Here is a 16,493-nt window from a genome sequence, read left to right as displayed (position 1 = left end):
AGCTCAAGCTAGACAAAATGATAGGGAGGGAGTGCTTCACTGAGAGTCAGCTCCCAATGAGGGCATTGAATTTGCCAGATTTGCAAGTGTTCGTAAAGTTGGGGGCCTTCCTGAGCGCTTACCAACAGATACACTCGTTGGCTGCCATCTTGAGCTTCACCCAAGACTGGACCCGGATAGATTTGGGCGATCGCTTGCACTAAAGTTTGCCACTCAGCGGTCTGTTGCTGTTGCTGCTCGTACTGACTTTGGAAACGGCGTTTTTTGGCTAAAAAATATTCTCGTCCCTGAGCCTCTGTGGGCAAGGTGGCTTCGATCTCTAAAACTAAGGGGGTTAACTTCAGGGTGTATTCGGCTTTCCCAGTCACCCTGGCTAACTTCTCCAGATATTCCTGACTGTGGGTTTGTAAATGAGCTAGCAACCCTTCAGTTGATAAAAACCGAGTGCCAAACCGCAGGGGCAGTAAAGCGGTCTGCTCAAACAATTCTCGAATCACGCGATCGTGTGTCAATACTGCTTGGACTAGCTGAGCGTCATGATCTTGTAGCGTTTCAAAAGACAACTCAGGTTCGATTAGGGCAGAGAGACGATCGCAAGTCACTAGCTCCAAAGCACTCACAATTCCAGATGGTAGTTCGATGGCACTTGTGGGTGTATTGAGGAAAGCATAGGTGTACATCGGCATCTAGGCGAGCTTGAAGCAGCCAGGTTACTTCAGGCAGGACGTGGTGAACAAAGGCGGCATTTTCCTGCTCTATTTATCCACTTTAAGCCCCTAGGTGACGGAATCTGAAATCAACTCAAAACCAATTTTGAGTTGCAGGTGTCCGACGGACCAATCATCGCTCACGGGTGGTTGTAGGGCGATGGGAGTGCCTTGAAGGAGTTGTTGAAGGAGGGGTGTATTAACCTCAATCGGCTGAAGTAGTTGGGTGAGGAATGTGGCTGCGCGTTGCAAGTCTTTTCTACCTGCGCTGGAATTGACTCGAAGTAAGGTTTGGGCCGCCAAAGCATTGGGAAGGGCTTTGAGTACTTGTCCAGTTGACAAATCGAATAGCCAGTTTAAGTGAGGAGCGCTAATTTCGAGTACGGCAAACAACCGCAAAGTTCCTGTCAGCCAAGGCTCATCAGGTTGCAGTACCTCCGCTGGTACGCCGCCTACAAGGTGCATGGTTTGATAAGAACTGCTGGTGAGCTGCCAAAGCAATTGAGGGAGCCAGCCATCCACACAAATTTCTGGCTGAAGCGGCCCATCCGGTGCTAGCTCAGTAGCATTGGGTATCATCTTGGCGATCGCCTCAGCAGTTGCCACAACACTCGATAGCAGCACAGCAGAGAGATCAGTAGAGGCTGGATCGGCTTCAGGCGCAGCAGTTGCATGAGCGATCGCCACACTAAGGGGTTGTAGCTGAGTTTGGAAGTAGGCTTGCGCGATCGCTGGCTCAGTTAGCTTGCCTTTTAAGGCTGTCCCAAAAGCTGATATCCCGTTGGGGGCTGTGAGATCAGTGAGGGTTGTGCCTTCGGTAAATTCAAACGCAAACTGTAACTGTACAGTGCCAGACTGCCAAGCTTGTCCGGGTTGGAGGCAATCGACTGCGGTAGGCTCAGTAAAACGCTGCATTTCTGGCGTCACGGTCTGCATTTGCTGGAGCAACTGCTGGGTAAAGCGCTGTGCCCCAGTGGGTTGATTGCAGAAATTTTCGCCCTCAGTCTGAATCAGGGCTTGATGAGTCAGGTTGTTGGCAGGTGGCTGATTGGTGGCTAAATCTAACGCCCATTCTTCATGGGGTAACTTCAGCGTTAGCAAGGCCACAAGACGTAAAGCTCCCGTTTGCCAACCTTGTCCAGGCTGAAACACTTTTGCCTCAACGCCACAAAGCAAGCGCATTAAGTCATAGGAGCTTTTGGCGATGTACCAAAGCCACTGAGGAATTAAGTCTTCAATCAAGAAATAGTCTGGTAGGGTCGCAGTTGCAGCGGGTGCGACTAACCCAGAAGATGAACCTAGAGAGCTGGTTTGTAGCGCTTCCAGAACTTCGTAGGCTTCTTCTGTGACGTAAGGAATTAAGTTTTCGATGGTTGCTTCTAAGTCGCTCGGCCAACCACTCTGGGGCGATCGCAACTTGGCTACAATTGCCACCAATTGCTGCATCGCTTCTACAACGGGCTGAGCAACTGGCTGAGCTAAAACTAGTGGCTGCGAGTTGCCCTCAATGGCGGTTGGCTCGCTCAACTTCAAAACTGTTTTGGCGATCGCGGCAAAGTCAAATGCGGGGTCAAACTCCTCGGTTTCAGCCACCAACTCTCCTTCTAGGCACTCGATTGCCTCAGGAGCTAGCATCGGTACCACTAGAGAAGATTGAGGTTGGATCATGGCTGTCTCTGCTGGAGTATCTAGAGGTTGAAGTGGCGCTGGAATCGCGGATCGAGATAATGCTGTTTCTGATGATTGCAAGGCAGACAGAGCGTTTGCAGGTTACTAATGTCGTTAGACCCGCCTCGCGCCAGTGGAATAATGTGGTCAATACTGAGATGCACCTCTAATTGAGTCTGCCCACAGCTTCGGCATTGATAGCGATCGCGCTCAAACACATATTTCCGGACTTCTGGCGGAATCCGAATGCGAGGAGTTTTGCTCATGATGTTGTGCTTACGGCTTGTTGCTCACGAATGGTCCTGCCAAACATCGTTAGGAATCGCCTGACGAACATCATCCAGGGGTGACTTTATTTCATCAGGAAGAAATTCTAGGCTGACTCTGATTTTGCCTTTACGCCAACCCTGTCCATCAAACTTGAGGGCTTCACATTCCATGCCTTCAGCAAAGACACTAATTGCTTGATCGGAAGGTAAAGATTTTTCGGCGATCGCTTCGATAAATTCAATCGCTCTGAGAGTACGCGGTAATTCTAAATAGTCTGAAATGTCCTCAGAATAAATAGAAAGAACTTCATCATATTTCAAGGCTTGAAATTTATTGTTCTCGCTATTTTCCATAACTTAATCGCGATCGCCTTCTTCTGAGATTTGTTGACGAATATCATCAAGCGGTGAATCTGGTTCATCTGGACAAAAAATCAAAGCTATCTTGACCTTTCCCCTGCGCCAACCCTTAGAAGGGCTTAAAACCTCACAACTAACGCCTTTGCCCAGCCACTCTTTAGCCTTGTCAGAGTATAGGTGATTCCGTTTCAAAAGCTCTAGAAATTCACCAGTCTTGAAAGTTGTATGTGAGACTACTATTTGGTCGGATTCCTTTACAGAAATTACTTCGGCATCAAATAAGACTTGAAATTGATCATTCATTCTTTTCTGTTCCTAGATTCGTTTATGTAAATTGGTGAGATTGCGTCTGGCAATATCATCTAGGGGTGATTCTGCCTTGCCATTCAATAGATCAACGTTTTCAATTGCCTCTTCTAATTCATCAGGACAAAACTCGACTGCTATTCTGATTCTAATTTTTCCTTTGTGCCATCCTTTAGCATCAGGTCTTAAAATCTCACAACTGATTCCCTGCTCAAACCAGGCTTTATCATCGGATGGTATTCCTCCGCGTGAAGCTAAGGTGTTAACTAAGACATTATGTCCATGAGGATGAAAAGCCTCTTTGACTTTTGTTGAAAACTCCCCCACTTTAAACATTGATTTAGAAAAAGCTAATGCTGCATCTTTATCAAGGGATTGGACATTTAGTTCTTGAAAGTTATTGTTCATGGAACTTCGATTCTAAAAAGTAGTGACAAGTTGAAGGGGACGTTTTGTCGAATATATATTGCTCACATGGTAGGAGCTATTCGTTAATCATTTGACGAATATCATCAAGTGGTGATTCTGCTTGATCACTTTCAGGTTCATCAAGACAAAACTCCACATCGACTTTCAACTTGATTCTGATTTTCCCCTTTTGCCAACCTTGAGGGCCAGGTCTGAGAACTTCGCAATCTCCCCCTTCACTAAACCACCATTCATTGCATTCCTCTTGATAAGACTGGCTAAAGCTTCGGACATTGATGGGGATTTTTTGTTGTCCCAGAGTTTCGCTTAGATAATAGCCTGTATTACTTGAATTGAAAGACTTGTTGACGGCTTCAATAAGTTTCTCTGTTTTGAAGATTTGAGATTCAAAAGAAACAATATCTTTGCTGTCAAAGGTTTTTAGGTCGTACCAGTTACTCATATTCTGAATTTGTCTATTAATGTTCTGCGATCGCTTGCCGAATATCATCGAGTGGTGATTCTGTTATTTCAGGCTCATCGGGGCAGAATTCTACACTGACTCTGATTTTGATTTTTCCCTTCTGCCAAAATTTATCGCCAAGCCTCAAAATTTCGCAAGATACACCTTCTTCAAGCCACTTTTCTGAAGAAACTCCTAGATTGGTATTAAATTTTATTGGCACCCAATTTCGATCCACGAATGTGTTTTTTACGACATTTTTGAATTTACCTGTTTTATGCAAAACAGAACCAAATGCAATCACATCTTCATTACCAAACTCAGATAGAAAATCTTGGTTTTCCATGTAGCTCTTAACTCCTAAAGTTCTTGGAGACGGGTGTCGGATGTTGCTTTAAGTGGTCTTGACTGTACTTTTAGAGACTCTGCACTGGCCCCCTCAATTCCCCAATTCTGGGGGAAGCTAAGAATCTAGTTTTTCCTTTGAGAAAGTTAAGAATCCAGTCCCCCCCCAAATTTGGGGGGCTAGTGGGGCCTTCTACACTTAGGCCAAATTAGCGTTGGTCTCAGTCACACTAGTTTGAGTCCCATTACTTGAACCGAAACCAAAAGTTTCTGAGTTGTAAGCAGCAGGAACCGTTTGATCGAAGTCAGGAGTAGAGATGAGGGGAAGTTGGCGATCGCGTAATTGCATGGCTTGTAAGCAGCTATTAATCGCTTCAACTGCTTGGTTATAGGTAGCAATATTGTGATCAACTTCTGTTAATAGACGTTGATTGCGGAGAATTTTTTCTTCCGCTTCCTTCTCCAGCGTTTGCTCCAAATAAGCACGCGCATGGTCATATTGCTGGAAAATCGCATCCGCTTGTTGCTCCGCCATTGGCAACAGGTGAGTTTTCAGCGTTTGGTTGAGCGTTTGGCGGAAATTGCGGCGAATTGTGGCTGACACTTTCGGTTCAAAATCCAGCTTCAGCAATTGGCGAATTGCAGGTTCCGCCTCAGCCATACTCTCGCAGTCATACCCTTGCGAAGTTTGCTGCAACGTTTGCCGCAGTTGGAAAAAGAAAGGCGAATCACCAAAGAACTGCGGTGTTTCGCGCACATAGCGATCGCACTCAATCCGAGCTTGGTTGGCGATCGCGTGTCTTACTTGGGCTTCCAGGTGCTTCAGTTGCTGCTCAATGCCGCCATCATTGCCCAACAAGCGGTAGAGCTTGCGGTAGTAGTCTGACTTGCGAACCTGCTCCGTCAAGTATTGGGAAAAGGCCACAACCACCGCTTGCGAAGCCTCGACTAAAACGGTTTCTAGCTCATTCGCCAAGTAATAGAACGCCTCCACCAAAATTGCCATTAGAGGAGCTGTGGCATTGCGAGGATGGCTGAGCGTGGCGCGACTGTAAGCATCCGCCACCGAGAACGTATTCAGCAACTCATCTAAGCGACTAACCATCCGAGCTTTCAGCTTAATGAACGCTGCCTCAAATGTGGCGTTGGTCACATCTCCGGCGATCGCATTCACTTCCTGGGCGATCGCTTGAGAAAAATCAGCTCCAATTTGCTTCAGCTCATGCCCCAGATGCTCCAGTTCACGGGCTTTCATCGCATCGATCGCGCGGGGCTGGCTGTCTAGCTCCCACCGAGCTGCGAGATAGTGATTGCGGAGATTGATGCAGAGTGGTTGCAGATCATCGGCTAGGTTCGCGAACAGTTGGGGTCGCTTTTCTTCAGTCAAGTAGCGGGTGATCGCTGTGCGGAATTCCTCAATGCCGCTGTCTTGAATCAACTGCTCAACTAGAGGCGCACCCGACTCTTGCAGAATTCGCACATAGTTCTCGTTGGGCGTTTCGTAGCTGTTGACCGAAATCCGGAAGCGGCTAGAGGCCAGCTTGCCAGAGTTGGCGCAATAGCGGTTGAACTCGTTCACAAACTGCGGCGTTTCTTCCTGTCCATCCAAGCCTTTGATGCTCTCCGCAAAGACAGAATCAAGGCCAAAGCGATCGCCTACTCTGGTCGGCTTAATCTGGCTGCCATAAAAGCCCAGCAAACCGCTGGTTTTGTAGACTCTGCTGGAATCTTGGAATTGGGCATACACCAAATCATCCAGCCGTTGTCGCAGTTGGCTGTTGTACCAAGTTTCATCAATGCGGTTGAACACATAGAAAACGCGATCGCGAATGCCAATGTTGCTCCGCATCTTCTCTAAGAGTTCGGTTTCTTCGGTGGTCATGTCGCCCGCCGCCGCAGGTTTTAGGACACAAACCACGGCTGACGTATCGGAGTCTTCAATTTTGCGGTAAGTCAGCTCGGCATCTTTTTTCACCGGAGCATCAATTCCAGGCATGTCTACCAGCACGTTGCCATCTTGCAACAGGGGGTGATGGCAGTAGTATTCGATCCGCCTCAGAACCGAGCTATTGCTACCCCGGCGAGCAAAACTGGCGGCTTCCTTGAGGCTGGAGAAGTTGAACTGCTCCATTGAGTAAGTCGCGTGGTTAGTGGGGTGCAGGCGATCGCGGTTAGCCGCAAACCCTTCCAGTAGCAAAATCAGCGCTTTGGCTTGCTTAGCTCGCTCAGATTTACTTTCACCACCTTCCTGCTGAATGATCGCCTGACAGCCTTGGTGCAGTAAACCGACCACTTCTGGCTGATCGATATTGTCTCTTGCCGATAAACCTAACTTCTGACACAGCGCGTTTGCCTGTTCGCGAATCTCAGCTTCACTGAGGAACGTGAGCACGACTCGCTCTCGCTCTGGCTCGGCATATTCGACATAGCACTCGGTTCCGGTGGCGTGGCCTTCAGCGCTGTAGAGCAACTCGCGTTCTAGCAGGGCGTTGATCAACATCGACTTCCCAGCACTAAACGCCCCCGCAAACACGATCTCAAATTTAGGGGCGATCGCTTTTTTCAGGGACGATTGAATGACGGTGATATCTTGCTGGGCACGTAACGACGGTTCGTGATGCAACAGTTGCAGCAGAGAATCAACCTGTTCTGGCAGGCTGTGGCACTGGAGGGGCATTTGAGTCATGGTGGCAAGTACTGGAGAGGGAATTGCTGTGAACGCGGACTAGTTCTAAACTCAACCCCCAGAGTTCCCATTCCTTGCCGAGCAGACGCAGGGTAACCCTACATTTCGGGCGGTTATCCGTCCCTCAGTAACCAAGAAAATCAAGGCCACCGGGCGGAGTTAGCCCAGCTTCATAGCTCCCAAATAGCGCTGTAAATAAGGCGAAAACACCTCATAGATCAGCGTTAGCGGCTGCCCATGATGCCAGAACAAATAGTGACGTCCCCAAAAAGGCCCCGTTTGCTCAAACGCAGCCTCTAAAACTGCAGAATGACCGTAATAAACTCCTTGCACATCCCGATATAACTCAGTGCGTAAGCGGGCCAAACTCGCCCAAATCGGCAGTGAGCGATTTTGCAGATACTCGTCTACATGGCTCGCCTCCCACCAAGAAGCCGCATAGGCCAGTCTTTGCCCGGAAGATGTGCGCAACCAAACTTGTCGCCTTAAACGAGGTCCTGGAATCAGTTGGATTTGAGCGGGCGCTCCATCCGAGTCCATACCAATCAAGGACATGTCAATCACATCTACTTCAGTAGGCTCACCCGTTAGCAACTGTAGATGTTTGGTCGGAGAACCGTCTCCCAACAAAAGCATCTGCCAAGCAGGAGCTAACTGAGCATGCGGCAATCCTTGTTGAATGCCCACGCCCTCATCCTGCCAAAGAGGATCTAGAGCATACCAGGGCGCTGGTAGAGTAACGCTTTTGTTAGGTTTAATAGTGGAAGTCAAAGCTCTTTACAAATCTTTTCATTCTTCCCTCGATCATAAACAGGAAATGCTTAGGAGGCAAAGAATCGAGAAATAGAGAGCTGAAACTCCAAAACACAGAATGATTAAGTATGCGGATGGCGAGACTCGAACTCGCAAGGCGTGAGCCACACGCCCCTCAAGCGTGCGTGTCTACCAATTCCACCACATCCGCGTGGTTTTAGAGGCTGCCAAGGTGCGAATGCCCTTGATTTCCTCCGGTTACCTAGAATAGCTCATAAACTTGCTTTTGGATCAAAATTATTGGAGAACTCTGAAATATTTTCTTCAGAGGCGATCGCAACCCAGTGCAGATGAAGGAAATGCAACTCTATCCTGAAGTTCTAGTCGCACTTCGCTTTAGTTAAGCTACCCCAGCGTGATACGATCAGTTTCCGGTCTGAGGTTTTCGTGTAAGTTCCTAGGTTTGGTTTCGCCGTCAAGGTGTCTTCCAGAGCGCCTCAGAAAGCTTTATTTTACTCATTTATTGACCTTAAAGCTGGAAGATGCTTTTTTCAAAAATTCTGATTGCAAATCGAGGGGAAATCGCCCTCCGCATTCTCCGAACTTGTGAAGAAATGGGGATTGCGACAGTTGCGGTTCACTCTACGGTTGATCGCCATGCGCTCCATGTGCAGTTAGCAGATGAAGCTGTTTGCATTGGCGAACCACCCAGTGGCAAAAGTTACCTAAACATCCCCAATATTATTGCGGCAGCTTTGACTCGAAATGCTACCGCCATCCACCCAGGCTATGGCTTTTTAGCAGAGAACGCCCGCTTTGCTGAGATCTGCGCGGATCACCAAATTGCCTTCATTGGGCCTTCGCCCGAGGCGATTCGTTTGATGGGCGACAAATCTACTGCCAAGGAGACCGCTCAGCGCGCTGGTGTGCCTACGGTTCCAGGTAGCGATGGGCTGCTGACAGATGACCAAGAAGCCTTAGCGATCGCTCGCAAAATTGGCTATCCCGTCATGATCAAGGCCACTGCGGGGGGTGGCGGTCGGGGGATGCGACTAGTCCCTGAGGAAAGCGAGCTGAACAAACTGTTCATGGCCGCTCAAGGTGAAGCTGAGGCAGCCTTCGGTAACGGTGGAGTTTATCTAGAGAAATTTATTGAGCGACCCCGCCATATTGAATTTCAAATTTTGGCTGATAGTTACGGCAATGTCATCCATTTAGGCGAGCGCGACTGTTCCATTCAGCGCCGCCACCAAAAGCTGTTAGAAGAAGCGCCAAGTCCCGCCCTAAGCCAAGAACTCCGCGAGAAGATGGGAGCGGCAGCGGTTCGGGTAGCTCAATCGATTAATTACGTGGGAGCGGGTACGGTTGAATTTCTCCTAGACCAAACGGGGAATTTCTACTTCATGGAAATGAATACCCGCATTCAGGTAGAGCATCCAGTTACAGAGATGATTACTGGACTCGATTTGATTGCGGAGCAAATTCGCATCGCTCAGGGGGAAAAACTCAGACTGACCCAAGAGCAGGTGGTACTCAAAGGTCATGCGATCGAATGTCGGGTAAACGCAGAAGATCCAGACTTTAACTTCCGGCCCAGTCCAGGTCGCATCAGTGGTTACTTGCCACCAGGAGGTCCCGGAGTGCGGATGGATTCGCATGTGTATACAGACTATGACATTCCGCCCTACTACGACTCCTTGATTGGCAAGTTGATTGTTTGGGCACCCGATCGCCCCTCTGCCATTAGACGCATGAAACGGGCATTACGGGAATGCGCTGTGACAGGCCTACCCACTACCATCGGCTTCCATCAGCGAATTTTGGAAACCCCAGAGTTCAACCGAGGCGAGGTTTACACCAACTTTGTGCTTGATGTAATGCAAAACTCGAAGTAATGGACACCCCGCTCCATACACTCAAGCCCTTAAGCCGTTTCTCGGACAGGGCGGTTGACTATGCCAAGTATCGACCGAGCTATCCCGAAGCAGCGATCGCCCTACTTTTACAAGGACTGGAAGAGCCGTCCCAACTAGTAGCAGTCGATATGGGAGCAGGCACAGGGATTTCCTCTCGCTTGTTAGCAGAGCATGGCGTGCATGTATTCGCCATTGAACCCAATGCTGACATGCAACAGGCTGCAACTCCCCATGCTTTAGTTGAGTTTCGGACGGCTACGGCTGAACAAAGCAACTTACCTAGCGCTACAGTGGATCTCGTCACCTGCTTCCAATCCTTCCATTGGTTGCAACCAGAGCAGAGCTTAGCCGAGTTCCACCGGATTCTCAAGCTTGCAGGACGGCTGGCTTTGGTGTGGAATGAGCGCGACCGCTCAGATGAATTTACGGGAGCATACAGCCGTTTGATGCGGGAAGCCTCAAATCACCATCCAGCCGAAGCCAAACTAGGAACTGTTGAGCCGCTACTGACCAGTCCATACTTCACCCATATCCAGCACCACACCTTGCCCTACCAACAAAGTTTGGACTTAGCAGGGTTGTTGGGTCGGGCGCAAAGTGTATCCTACGCTCCTAGCTCCGGAGAGGCAAAAGAGCAATTACTTTCTAACTTGAAACAGCTACATGAGCACTGGGCTGATGCTCACGGACTGGTCCAACTGGCGTACCAAACCAACATTTATCTGGCGAAACCAAAGCTCTAGAAACCTAACTAGTGCAACATCATGGTGACGAGTCCTTGTTGGCCTAGCAGGATTTCGCGCAGCAAGCTAAAAATTCCCACCCAAATAATCGGGGTAATATCTACTCCCCCAATTGGGGGTACAAGCTTTCTCAAAGGCAACAAGAAAGGCTCGGTGGGCCAAGCCACTACATTGAAGGGAAACTGATTCAAATTAACTTGGGGATACCAAGTTAGAACAATCCGAAAGATAAATAAAAAGATCATTAACCCCAATAAGGGGCCAAGCGTCCAGGTGGCAAGTGCAGCAGAAGTCATAAGCGCGGAGTTGAGTAGAGGATTTTTAAGCTTTGTAACTAAATTCACTCCTTAATTCTACCTGTAGGTGAGCCCGTCTGAGGCAGCGATCGCCTCTACCAGAGTGCTTTTAGCTGATCCAATTGCTTCTAGGCACGTGCTTAAACTGCTAAGAGCAAAGTGCCAAAAGCGGCGCGTGACTTCTCTAAGGTATGACAAACCATTACAATTATGAAAACTAACTCATGGTTGTAATCAAGGACGAGGACTCTCTATGACTCCTTCACTCGCTAATTTCTTATGGAGCCTGGTTTGGGGTGCTGCCATCGTAGTCATTCCCGCGACCGTAGGGCTGATCGTCATCAGCCAGAAAGATAAAATTCAGCGCTCTTAGTTGGCTGAACTCATTTGTAAAGCTAAGATTTCAAGCATTTTTTGAAACTTTCCCTCACACTGCTTCAGCAGTTCAAGCTAGCCTATTTCAACCTCAGCCCTGTTAGAGGCAACTTTAAGTTGTCTGACGCTAACAGACTGAGGTTTTTTTATGCTCAGCTATGGATTACCTTAGAGATAACTAGTGCAACCTAGTGCGACATCGCACCCAATCTAGAATCAAGACAAGTTCGCTACCCTACGAGTGTTAGCCCTCAGCGATCGCTGGCAAGCCAAAATCAGCTTACCTAGCATAGGGCGGAGGTTTTTAGCAAGACTCGCTAACATAGGACTGACTTAGGAGAAAGGCAATGGTAAACGTCGGACTTAGCTGGAGCAGCATGGTGGGCATTGCTCTTGCTATCGCTGGAGCAGCGCTTTATTTTCTGCGCTCAGTACGTCCAGGTCTAGCCCGCGATCATGATATTTTCTTTGCCGCCGTGGGGCTCCTTTGCGGTGGTATTCTCTTTTTCCAGGGCTGGCGACAAGACCCGATTCTACAATTTGGTCAGTTTCTATTAGCTGGGACAACCATTTTCTTTGCTGTAGAGAGCATTCGGTTACGGGGTGTTGCGACTGAGCAAGCGAAACGCAGTACTCCGATTGTGGATGACGAGCGCCCCGTGAGTCGGGTGTATCAAGCTGAGTTGGATGACGTAACGCAATTCGACGAAGAGTGGGCCAATCGGCGGCGCATTCGCGGCTCTAGAGACAGCTATGCGACCCGTGAAGATGAGTACGAAGAGGATCTGCCTCGTCGTCAACCCATTCGTCCAAGCCGAGATGAGAGGCTAGGACCCGGAGAGCGTTCCCGAAGACCTCGCCCTCGTCCAGAAAGCCGACCCGTTGAGGACAGCGACATTTCAGACACTTCAGTAGATTTGGACGATCGCCCTGCTAGAAGGCCAACGCGCCCCAACAGCAACGGCTCCTCCCGTCCTGCCAATCGGGATACCAATGGAGGGCCAAAAACTCGTAGACCTCGTCCTCCGCAAAACTCGGGTGCTTCAAGACGCTCGAACGTAGATGCGGAGCCGAGCGATTATGTAGATTACCAACCCATTAACTTCCCAGATGATGAGGGAGATAACTCCTCCAACTTCGATTAAGCGACAGGGTCCTCCATTCCTGAATTAAATCTAATCAACCAGCCCTGAAGCGGGAGCCGTCACCATACTGCTCCCGCTTCACGCTATTTTGGTTACTACTGAACATTTTTAAGCGTTTCTTCAGGAGGAAGCAGCGGTGCCATTTCAGCGGCGATCGACAGGGACAATCAAGCCATATTGGGCAGTACCTTGGCTGGCTCAACTGAGTGAGCGCAACCCCCTGACAATGTCTCGCTGGGTACTGCTATGGATGACAGTGGGTGCGGCTGGGGGCCTCTTTGCGGCACTCTACTGGAATGTTTTAGAACTCCTGACCCATGCCCTAGAGGTCTTCACAGGTCCCGTGCTTCTGTTCATCATGCCTCTGGCGGGTTTGCTAATTGGTTTGGTGATTTACTGGCTAGGCAATCCAGGTGAAATTGCTGTGATTGTGGACAATATTCACTTTCAAGGCGGACGCCTGGATATGCGCCGTAATCCTGCCATGATTTTGTCTTCTCTCTTAAGCATTGCCAGCGGGGGGAGTGCGGGTCCAGAGGCTCCGCTAGTGCAAGTAACTGGGTCAGTCGGGACGTGGCTGGGCGATCGCTGGCAGCTACAAGGCGAAAACCTCCGCACCATGAGCTTAGTTGGCATGGCCTCTGGCTTTACTGCTTTATTCGGTGCGCCTTTGGGTGGTGCCATGTTTGCCCTAGAAATCTTGCACCATCAGCACGTAGCGGAGTATTACGAAGCGGTTTTACCAGCGATCGTGGCTAGTTGCGCTAGCTACATTGTGTTCGCCGGGATCACCCATTTAGGCTTGGCCCCAACTTGGGAGTTTCCCCAGTACAACCTGGACCAAATTGACGATTTTGCTTTAGCCATTTTGTATGGCGCTGTTGGCGCAGTAGCAGGATGGCTGCTAATCACCATTTTTCGGCTGTGTGACCAGTTCTTTGCCCGCTTAGGAGGACCGATCTACGTCCGCACGACCATTGCAGGTTTGGGACTGGGTGCGATCGCCACTTTGTTTCCCCTCACCCGCTTCTTTGGCCACCACGAGCTCAGTGTCGTCATCACCACTGAATTCACTGCAACAGCCCTTCTAGCCTTAGCCTGCGCCAAAATGGCCGCTATTAGCATTACAGTCACCGGAGGCTGGCGGGGCGGCTTCATTATCCCTATTTTCTTTGCGGGCACCTGTATTGGCAAAGCGATCGCCTTGTTAGTTCCAGGTGTCAATCCAGTTTTAGCCATGATTTGTACGATGGCGGGCATGAATGCAGCTGTCACTCGCACCCCGGTCAGTACTGCGATCTTGTTGGCAAAATTAACCGGAGTTAGTACCTTGACCCCGGTGTTGTTCGCTAGTCTGATCGGCTTTTTCTTAGCTCCTAAGGTTCCTTTGATTACCTCACAACTCAAAACCAATCGTGAGGAGTTAGCTCATCCCTAAGCGTTTCCTCAGGACAGCCAAAGCAAGAAAGCCGCGATCACCGCAAGCCTAACCAAGTCCAAAAATCTTGATGCGTAAAGAATTCCAGAATTAGTAAGGCGACAAAGCCGATCATGGCAAATCGCCCGTTGATTTGCTCCGCATAGAAGGTCCAGCCGAAGGCAGGTTCAAAACGGTTGTCAGCGTCTAGGGTGGCTTGGGGGCCAGTGGGCTGGGGGGGAGTAGAAGTTGTTTCGTTCATAGCAAGAATGTGATGAATCAGCAGATTAGGGCTGGGAATTAGACTGCTTTGACTCTACCGCTAAATTTTGCACTGACTCAATCAGCGATCGCACTTGAGGAGTCCCAGCAGAAGCGTGGAACGTAAAGGGGAACTTGCCTCGTTGCACCATCCGTAAACCCAGTTTCCCCATCGTGACTAAACCTTGGAGATCCCGGAAGGAGTTGGTTACGACCCGCAGACCAAATTGGCGCTCATCTACCCAGCCTCCTTGCTTGACCAAATCTACTAAGGTGCGGCGGTGCCGAATGGGGCGGCTATCTTCTACAGAAGGGTTGGCTAGAATTTCTCGCTTGATGTTCCCAATCTGGTCCATTGGAGCCACATCCATCGGGCAGACCGAGTTGCAGAAAAAGCAGCGAGTACAACCCCATACCCCTTGCGTCCCTTGGTTGTATTGGTCAAGGCGCGCTGCGGTTTGATCGTCGCGAGAGTCTGCCAGGGTGCGGTAAGCCTTGGCTAAGGCGTGAGGGCCGACAAAATCAGGATTGACGGTGCGGGCATTGCATTCGGAATAACAAGCGCCACAGAGAATGCAGTTGCCCGTTTGGTCGAGGCGCGATCGCTCAGCCGGGGTTTGCAAAAACTCCCGTTCTGGGACTTGCCGAGCCGCAGTACTGACGTAGGGATCAACGGCTTTCAAATTGCTCCAAAAGCTCTGCATATCGACCACTAAATCTTTCACCACAGGCATGTTGCCCATCGGCGCGATCGTAATTTCTGGCAAACTCTCAGCAGGCTGGGAGTTTAATGCTGCTGTGCTGGCAATTTGTTGCAGTCGAGCTAATTCATGACCCACATTTTCTTTACAAGCCAACGCCGAACGGCCATTAATTCGCATTGAGCAACTGCCACAAATTGTATTGCGACAGTTTTTCCGAAAAGCTAAACTACCGTCTTGCTCCCATTTGATGCGATTTAAGCAATCAAGAATTGTCATGCCAGGATCAACATCAAGAGTGTAAGTCTGCACCCAAGCTGGAGCATTTTGGCTCTGTCGGTCTACTTTAAAGAGAACTTGCATGCTTAAAACCGAAGCCTTGAAATTTGCAGGGTAAAGTAAGAAATCACTGAAATTTAGAGTTTGGGCAAGAAGATTTCCGCCTGCTTCGTCACTTGCAGTTCACTACTTTGTTGATGAGTAGCTTTCCTGCCCTAACTCTAGTTTAATCCTGAACTTCTCTAACCTAGGCGACCCCAACAGTGCTTTACCGGCATCACGATCCGTAGAGTACCCTTACCTTTGCAATTTCTGCTCTAGGCGATGTGCATTCGACATTGCAAAGATGAAATTTTCCTGAGAAAACATAGTTTAGAAGTTTGTGACGAACTGTCCTTTCCTGCTAATTAGAGCGACTAGTGAGCTTTCCAGAGGAGAAGCAGGAGTCGGGATCATAACTTGTATAAACACTTCTCAGGTTGACAGCTCATTGAAATCGTGCATCCAATTATAAAATCTTCTAAAATACTCGTCATCGGAAATTTTGGCTGAGCAAAGGTTAAGCATTGACACAAAAATCTGTAAAGTGAACCTCCAAATATTAGTGATAAAACTAATTAGTAAAAGTCTTGTCAAAACATATAGATTAGAGGATATATTTTTTATAAAGCCACACACTGGCATTTCTTATTTACCCTCCTAGAGAGCAAAGGATATTTTGCAAAGTGATGACTGAAACTGAAACGCCAACAGCCCCATTGACGGGCAAAGCGCTACTGCAAAAAGTAAAAGAACTTTCTCACTTACCTCGGCGGGAAACGGCAAAGCGCTGCGGTTACTACACGGTCACAAAAAATGACCAGACTCGGGTTAATTTGACTGATTTCTATGATGCACTTCTGGCTGCTAGGGGTATTCCTTTAAGCCCTGAAGGTTCGAAGGATGGCCGTGGTAGAGAACCGACCTATCGCGTTAGTGTGCACAAAAATGGCCAAATTGTCATTGGTGCAACTTACACCCAGGCAATGGGATTAAAGCCAGGTGATGAGTTTGAAATCAAACTTGGTTACAAACACATTCATCTGATTCAGGTAGATGCCGATCGCAATGGTGGTAGGGCAGTCGATGATGATGAGCTAGACGAGGAATAAATACTTCTTCTAGTTTGCTTCAGGCATGAAGACAATTAATAGAGCGATCGCGGGAGTTAACAGGTAAATTTCTGCTTAACCCTGTCTGAGGTGTCAATTAATCAATGACATGAAGCCACTCAGACCTGGGGTTGCGGATCGAGAAACGTCAGGATTGGTAGTGCACAAGTCATTAAATTCAAGATTTCTGCCAATCTGTTAGCTTCATGAGCTTAAAAAATACATCTTTTTAACGATGGATTGA

Annotated in this window: 19 protein-coding genes and 1 tRNA gene; 6 read left to right on the top strand and 14 right to left on the bottom strand. The window is 48.8% G+C overall.

The genetic code is table 11. The features are described 5' to 3' along the window. Window positions 1–8 precede the first annotated feature (8 nt). The 11 genes from NDA01_RS20910 to NDA01_RS20860 form a co-directional block, all read right to left on the bottom strand. Window positions 9–686, bottom strand: coding sequence for a GvpL/GvpF family gas vesicle protein (locus NDA01_RS20910; protein WP_348229467.1), 678 nt, complete (start codon window positions 684–686; stop codon window positions 9–11). A 90-nt stretch (window positions 687–776) separates the two neighbouring features. Continuing rightward, window positions 777–2,375, bottom strand: coding sequence for a hypothetical protein (locus NDA01_RS20905; RefSeq protein WP_348229466.1), 1,599 nt, complete (start codon window positions 2,373–2,375; stop codon window positions 777–779). 20 nt (window positions 2,376–2,395) lie between these two features. Beyond that, window positions 2,396–2,641: an HNH endonuclease gene (locus NDA01_RS20900; RefSeq protein WP_190553735.1), complete on the bottom strand. Its 246-nt coding sequence runs from the start codon at window positions 2,639–2,641 to the stop codon at window positions 2,396–2,398. Between the two features lie 24 nt (window positions 2,642–2,665). After that, window positions 2,666–2,998 (bottom strand): KGK domain-containing protein, encoded by a 333-nt coding sequence (locus NDA01_RS20895; RefSeq protein ID WP_348229465.1) that lies wholly within the window; start codon window positions 2,996–2,998, stop codon window positions 2,666–2,668. A 3-nt stretch (window positions 2,999–3,001) separates the two neighbouring features. Next, window positions 3,002–3,307 carry a KGK domain-containing protein gene (locus NDA01_RS20890; RefSeq protein WP_348229464.1) on the bottom strand — a complete coding sequence of 102 codons (306 nt, stop codon included), beginning with the start codon at window positions 3,305–3,307 and terminating at the stop codon, window positions 3,002–3,004. 12 nt (window positions 3,308–3,319) lie between these two features. Further along, the gene (locus NDA01_RS20885; RefSeq protein ID WP_348229463.1) at window positions 3,320–3,718 is read right to left on the bottom strand and encodes a KGK domain-containing protein; all 399 of its coding nucleotides are present in this window, start codon (window positions 3,716–3,718) and stop codon (window positions 3,320–3,322) included. Between the two features lie 76 nt (window positions 3,719–3,794). Next, the gene (locus tag NDA01_RS20880) at window positions 3,795–4,181 is read right to left on the bottom strand and encodes a KGK domain-containing protein (protein ID WP_348229462.1); all 387 of its coding nucleotides are present in this window, start codon (window positions 4,179–4,181) and stop codon (window positions 3,795–3,797) included. Between the two features lie 16 nt (window positions 4,182–4,197). Then, window positions 4,198–4,527 carry a KGK domain-containing protein gene (locus NDA01_RS20875; protein WP_348229461.1) on the bottom strand — a complete coding sequence of 110 codons (330 nt, stop codon included), beginning with the start codon at window positions 4,525–4,527 and terminating at the stop codon, window positions 4,198–4,200. Window positions 4,528–4,725: 198 nt separating this feature from the next. Then, complete coding sequence (locus tag NDA01_RS20870) at window positions 4,726–7,212, bottom strand: dynamin family protein (protein WP_348229460.1); 2,487 nt, start codon at window positions 7,210–7,212, stop codon at window positions 4,726–4,728. Window positions 7,213–7,371: 159 nt separating this feature from the next. Next, complete coding sequence (locus tag NDA01_RS20865) at window positions 7,372–7,983, bottom strand: chorismate lyase (RefSeq protein WP_348229459.1); 612 nt, start codon at window positions 7,981–7,983, stop codon at window positions 7,372–7,374. A 111-nt stretch (window positions 7,984–8,094) separates the two neighbouring features. Continuing rightward, a tRNA-Leu gene (locus NDA01_RS20860) sits at window positions 8,095–8,176 on the bottom strand. A gap of 331 nt (window positions 8,177–8,507) precedes the next feature. Here NDA01_RS20860 and accC point away from each other — a divergent pair. Together accC and NDA01_RS20850 are read left to right on the top strand one after the other, a co-directional pair. Then, window positions 8,508–9,860 (top strand): acetyl-CoA carboxylase biotin carboxylase subunit, encoded by a 1,353-nt coding sequence (gene accC / locus NDA01_RS20855; protein ID WP_348229458.1) that lies wholly within the window; start codon window positions 8,508–8,510, stop codon window positions 9,858–9,860. Next, a complete protein-coding gene (locus tag NDA01_RS20850) occupies window positions 9,860–10,624 on the top strand; it encodes a class I SAM-dependent methyltransferase (RefSeq protein WP_348229457.1) in 765 nt (254 codons plus the stop codon). Before accC ends, NDA01_RS20850 begins: the two co-directional genes overlap by 1 nt. Before the next feature lie 8 nt (window positions 10,625–10,632). Here the strand turns inward: NDA01_RS20850 and NDA01_RS20845 are convergent, their stop codons facing one another. Next, window positions 10,633–10,920 carry a YggT family protein gene (locus tag NDA01_RS20845; protein ID WP_190553727.1) on the bottom strand — a complete coding sequence of 96 codons (288 nt, stop codon included), beginning with the start codon at window positions 10,918–10,920 and terminating at the stop codon, window positions 10,633–10,635. A gap of 253 nt (window positions 10,921–11,173) precedes the next feature. On the opposite strand from NDA01_RS20845, the gene psbX reads away from it, so the two are divergent. The 3 genes from psbX (at window position 11,174) to NDA01_RS20830 (ending at window position 13,878) form a co-directional block, all read left to right on the top strand. Next, window positions 11,174–11,293 (top strand): photosystem II reaction center X protein, encoded by a 120-nt coding sequence (gene psbX / locus NDA01_RS20840; RefSeq protein WP_190432648.1) that lies wholly within the window; start codon window positions 11,174–11,176, stop codon window positions 11,291–11,293. A 349-nt stretch (window positions 11,294–11,642) separates the two neighbouring features. Further along, window positions 11,643–12,440 (top strand): Ycf66 family protein, encoded by a 798-nt coding sequence (locus NDA01_RS20835; RefSeq protein WP_348229456.1) that lies wholly within the window; start codon window positions 11,643–11,645, stop codon window positions 12,438–12,440. Window positions 12,441–12,576: 136 nt separating this feature from the next. Continuing rightward, entirely contained in the window at window positions 12,577–13,878 is a 1,302-nt protein-coding gene (locus NDA01_RS20830; protein WP_431193478.1) for a chloride channel protein, read from the top strand. Window positions 13,879–13,915: 37 nt separating this feature from the next. Here the strand turns inward: NDA01_RS20830 and NDA01_RS20825 are convergent, their stop codons facing one another. Beyond that, window positions 13,916–14,119 (bottom strand): chlorophyll a/b-binding protein, encoded by a 204-nt coding sequence (locus NDA01_RS20825; RefSeq protein WP_348229455.1) that lies wholly within the window; start codon window positions 14,117–14,119, stop codon window positions 13,916–13,918. Between the two features lie 25 nt (window positions 14,120–14,144). Beyond that, window positions 14,145–15,182 carry a succinate dehydrogenase/fumarate reductase iron-sulfur subunit gene (locus tag NDA01_RS20820; RefSeq protein WP_348229454.1) on the bottom strand — a complete coding sequence of 346 codons (1,038 nt, stop codon included), beginning with the start codon at window positions 15,180–15,182 and terminating at the stop codon, window positions 14,145–14,147. Between the two features lie 644 nt (window positions 15,183–15,826). Here NDA01_RS20820 and NDA01_RS20815 point away from each other — a divergent pair. Next, window positions 15,827–16,249, top strand: coding sequence for an AbrB family transcriptional regulator (locus NDA01_RS20815; RefSeq protein WP_190432641.1), 423 nt, complete (start codon window positions 15,827–15,829; stop codon window positions 16,247–16,249). Window positions 16,250–16,493 lie beyond the last annotated feature (244 nt).

The sequence above is a fragment of the Trichocoleus desertorum AS-A10 genome, from assembly GCF_039962155.1.
GTDB lineage: Bacteria > Cyanobacteriota > Cyanobacteriia > FACHB-46 > FACHB-46 > Trichocoleus.
This window is presented reverse-complemented; position numbering and strand designations above follow the sequence as displayed.